Origin of the sequence: Terrisporobacter sp. (assembly GCF_017888745.1) — a bacterium.
Lineage (GTDB): Bacteria > Bacillota > Clostridia > Peptostreptococcales > Peptostreptococcaceae > Terrisporobacter.
In genome coordinates this window covers 1-3,912 of record NZ_JAGHFM010000240.1, presented here as the reverse complement: position 1 = coordinate 3,912, position 3,912 = coordinate 1, and the positions used below count along the sequence as shown (strand labels likewise).

The following is a 3,912-nucleotide window of genomic DNA, read 5'->3' as shown; positions in this document are numbered from 1 at the left end:
TAATTAACTTTTTATACATCTTAGTATTTAAATTATATTATAAAAGTCCCCATAATAAGGAGGACTTTTACAATATAATTTATGAATTAATTTTTAATCTCTTTTTTATTTTGATATTGTTTATAAATAAAAAAGACTATTCCACTAATCACAATTGTAACACCAAATACTATAAATGCCATTTTATAATTTTTAGTACCAAGGAAGCTTCCCCCAATAGTCGATGATACAACTGAAGGTATTCTCGCTAGACACGATACCAATAAGAAAGGTAATAGTTTAACAGGTGTGATTCCTGCTACATAAGACAAAACATCTTTTGGTGTTCCTGGAATTAAAAAAATTAAAAATATACTAATATAAATTTTTTCACTATCATTTAAAAAACTTACCTTTTCTATTTTTTCTTTTTTAACAAATACTTCTACAAAATCCATACCATATTTTTTTGCAAATAAAAATACAATAGTTTGTCCAATAAGTGTTCCTATTAAACACAAAATAGCCCCCTCTATCCATCCAAATGCATATCCTGACGCAATTTCAATAGGCTCTCCTGGAATAACTGCCACTATGATTTGAAAAGCAGAAATACCAATCATTAAAAATTTTCCCCATATACCTGTTCCTTGCACCCAGTTTCTAAATACTTTAGGGTCTCTTACCATAGATACTATTTTTCCTCCAAGGGTAAATCCTAGTACAAGCATTATGATAAGAAAAACTACAGCTCCTGTAATAACTATCTTTTTCTTTTTTTTCTTATCAAACTTAATATTAGGTTTATTATTAGTTTTTTTGTCCATAAATATTTTACCCTCCTGTTGATTTAATTAAAAATGTCATCTATTTATTATCATTTATATACGATCTAATTGATTAATTTTTCATAATTATTTATTACTTAGTTTACAAGTATTAATTGTAATTAGTTCCCTAACTCTTATCTTAATAGGTTATCCAAATAACTATAATAAATACTTTTTCAAATTTTACTTTCATCAACTTAATTACTTAGTGATTTTGTTACATCTCCTAAATAGGGCAGTACAATTATTATCACCTGTTTATCTTTTTCACAAATAAATTTTATTACATTATGTATCTTTAATAATAATTTAACTTTGTTATTAGAGTTTCTAGTTATTTCAATAGAGGATAACATATTTTCTAATTTTTCTTTATCATCATTAGATAAAACTTCTTCTATTTCTTCTAATTTTTCTATAGTATGTTTAAAAGTAATAGATATTTCTTTTTTTAAATCTGATTTTGAATTTATCTGATTTTCTGCTTTGATAATACTTTCTTGAAGTGCCATTTTTTTTAATTCATATTCCCTAATATCTTTTTGATGAATTAGATTACTTTTATAATTTACAAGTTTTGCTCTCAAAATTTTTAAATCTTCTAAATAGCTTCCCACACCATAAAGATAACAAGTTAAACCTTCTGGCAAATCCTTAATATCTGATATAAAAGTGGAGTAAGTATTTTTTATTAATGACTGTGCTGCTTCTTCATCATTTTTTAAAATAATATAGTTCATATTTTCAATATATTGATCTAATATTTCTATTTTATTCACCTAAGAAATCACCCCATCTTACTTTTTATACATATATATGTATATAGATATGAAATTAGTTTTATAAATCTAAATAGTATTTTATAAATGAATGTGCAAATAATATAAAAAAAACAAAATGTTAGGAGCTGTATTGTTATGACTTTAGAAATGCCTCTAAATCATAGTTGCCAAATTAAATGTCCCTCCTGTGAATATAAATATTTATATAACTTTAAAATTCAAGATATTGAAAAAATTAATTCCAAAGAAAAAGAAGAAGGAAATGAGATAAAATATAAATTTACTACTTATTTAATTTGTAAAAATCCTTTATGTAATTATGATATTGAAGTTATAGGAAATATTTTCGAGTATCCTATAAATATATTAAAGGCTGTAAATATAACTAATCTAAAATAATATGATACAAAAAAATAATAGCATGTTCACTGGAATACATATTTTTATCCATTATAATAGGAGCAATAAAATTATTGCTCCTTAACTTATTTTTAATCTTTAAATTATTGTCTATATTTTAATAAAGTGTTGATATTGAGCAAAAACATATATGTTTGATTTCTAACCTATATGTTTTTTTATTATCTTATCTTTTTATATGCATCTAAATCTTTAAGGTGAACACTCTCTGATATTTCTGCATTTTCTTTTACTTGCATAAACTTTTCTTCTGTGAATGGACCATGTACTATTGCTTTTTTTGTATCTAATAAATAGTAATTATTTAAATTTGTTTTTGCAATTATATATCTATCATTATCATGTCCTACTTTTGTTACATAATCGCCGTCTTCATAATCAGCAAGTAGAGGTATTAACAATTCGTCATAACTGTATTCAGGTGACCCAATATGTACTTTTTCTGCAGATGTTCTTATTACTTTAAATCCATTTATTAATTCTATCTCATAATCTCCAGCTCCTGCACAACCTACCATTCCTATCATTAATAAAACAATAGTAAAAACAGATACCATTTTTTTCATTTTGCATCATCCCCTCTTTTGAATAACAAAATTATTAATTATTTTTAATACTTTAATTATTTTAACATATGTTTATCTTTTAGAATACCTCATTATAATAATCCCATCTTCAACAAAATATTCCTCAAGATGTAAATCAATCTTTGGATTATTTCCCAGGAATAATGGTATCCCTTTTCCTAAAACAGTAGGAATCACTCCTATTATATATTCATCTATGACATCAGCTTTTATAAAATCATCAATTACTCTTCCTCCGCCAAATAAGAATATATCCTTCCCTTCTTTTTTTCTTTCTTCTTCAATTACTTTTACAATATCACCTTTCATAAAATGAATATTATCATAATCCTCTAATTCTTTAGAAGTAGCTACATATACTTTTTTATGTTTATATTCACTATGGAAGTTTGAGTCATAGCAATTTTTACCCATCACTACCACATCTATATTTTCTAAAAATTTATTAAAATCCCATTTGTTATTAGTATTTAAACTACTATCTCCATCTCCAACTATCCAGTCAAATCCCCCATCTAGATCTGCTATATATCCATCTATACTCATTGCTAAATTTAATATTATTTTTCTACTCATAACTTTACCTCTTTCTTTTTATAAATTTCTTATTAAAATATCTAACCATAATACTATAACTTAACTTAATTAAATCTTATTTAGACTTAATATATTTTCTATTCCTTTTAAAATATTATAATTATTTTTTCTTATTGATACAAAATATATTATAAGTTATAATACTTGACATCTTATGTCATATTCGAAAGGAATTATTATGAAAGCAGATAGATTAATTTCCATATTAATGTTATTACAAATCCATAAACAATTAACAGCGTCAGAACTTGCAGATAAATTAGAAGTTTCTGTTAGAACTATTTATAGAGATATTGATTCCCTTAGCAGTCTTAATATACCTATTTTTAGTGATAGAGGTAGCGGTGGAGGAATAAAACTTTTAGGAGATTTTGAGACGTCTTTAAATAATATAAATACAAATGAAATTTATTCTTTATTCATTCCAGCTGGAGACAAAGTATTAGAAGATTTAGGTATAGAAAAATTAAAATCTTCTACTCTACTTAAACTTTTAGCTAAATCTTCTCCTACTCAAAGAAAGGAAATAGAAAATATTCAAAACTTTATTTATATAGATATGAATACATGGGGAGAAAATCCAACTTCTATAAATAAAAATATTTTATCATTGGTGCAAATTTCTATATGGAATACACAGATTTTAAAAATGATTTATAGAAAAGTAAATGAAACTAAAGAAGTTATTTTAAAACCGCTTGGAATTGTGTGTAAGAG

General features: G+C 24.4%; 6 protein-coding genes. 2 read left to right on the top strand and 4 right to left on the bottom strand.

The genetic code is table 11. From position 1 onward, the window contains the following. Window positions 1-86: 86 nt before the first annotated feature. Together J7G74_RS11225 and J7G74_RS11220 are read right to left on the bottom strand one after the other, a co-directional pair. The gene (locus J7G74_RS11225) at window positions 87-806 is read right to left on the bottom strand and encodes a TVP38/TMEM64 family protein (protein WP_297135335.1); all 720 of its coding nucleotides are present in this window, start codon (window positions 804-806) and stop codon (window positions 87-89) included. Between the two features lie 200 nt (window positions 807-1,006). After that, window positions 1,007-1,588: a hypothetical protein gene (locus tag J7G74_RS11220; RefSeq protein ID WP_297135333.1), complete on the bottom strand. Its 582-nt coding sequence runs from the start codon at window positions 1,586-1,588 to the stop codon at window positions 1,007-1,009. 138 nt (window positions 1,589-1,726) lie between these two features. Between J7G74_RS11220 and J7G74_RS11215 the strand changes: the two genes are divergently transcribed. Beyond that, window positions 1,727-1,990, top strand: a complete 264-nt coding sequence (locus J7G74_RS11215) for a hypothetical protein (RefSeq protein WP_297135331.1) — start codon at window positions 1,727-1,729, stop codon at window positions 1,988-1,990. A 182-nt stretch (window positions 1,991-2,172) separates the two neighbouring features. Here the strand turns inward: J7G74_RS11215 and J7G74_RS11210 are convergent, their stop codons facing one another. Next, complete coding sequence (locus J7G74_RS11210; protein ID WP_297135329.1) at window positions 2,173-2,577, bottom strand: DUF3997 domain-containing protein; 405 nt, start codon at window positions 2,575-2,577, stop codon at window positions 2,173-2,175. Window positions 2,578-2,649: 72 nt separating this feature from the next. Further along, window positions 2,650-3,174: a dihydrofolate reductase family protein gene (locus J7G74_RS11205; RefSeq protein WP_297135324.1), complete on the bottom strand. Its 525-nt coding sequence runs from the start codon at window positions 3,172-3,174 to the stop codon at window positions 2,650-2,652. Between the two features lie 199 nt (window positions 3,175-3,373). Between J7G74_RS11205 and J7G74_RS11200 the strand changes: the two genes are divergently transcribed. Next, on the top strand, window positions 3,374-3,912 hold a 539-nt coding region (locus tag J7G74_RS11200; protein WP_297135322.1), incomplete at its 3' end, for a helix-turn-helix transcriptional regulator.